Genomic DNA, 286 nt, shown 5'->3' with positions numbered 1-286 from the left:
CGGTGGCCGGCCCGAACCCGCCCTGGGCGCACCAGTTGGAGTCCGTCCCCGCCGCCGCCTCCCGGTGACGCCGCCCCGCCCCCGCGTACGGAAAGCGACAGCCGTGAAGAAGACCCTGCTGGCCGAGTTCACCGCCAAGCCCGGCTGCGAGGAGCAAGTCGCCGCCCTGGTCGCGGACTTCGCCCTGCTGGTCCGGGCCGAACCCGGCAACCTCGCCTTCGACGTCCACCGCAAGGCGTCCGAGCCCCGCGCCTACTGGATCTTCGAGCAGTACCGGGACGAGGCC

General features: G+C 73.4%; 1 protein-coding gene. It reads left to right on the top strand.

All coding sequences use genetic code 11. The features are described from left to right. Positions 1-103: 103 nt before the first annotated feature. A partial coding sequence (locus OO48_RS34155) for a putative quinol monooxygenase (RefSeq protein ID WP_033223619.1) occupies positions 104-286 on the top strand: 183 nt, incomplete at its 3' end.

Origin of the sequence: Kitasatospora phosalacinea, from assembly GCF_000716545.1 — a bacterium.
GTDB classification, from domain to species: domain Bacteria; phylum Actinomycetota; class Actinomycetes; order Streptomycetales; family Streptomycetaceae; genus Kitasatospora; species Kitasatospora phosalacinea.
This window is presented reverse-complemented; position numbering and strand designations above follow the sequence as displayed.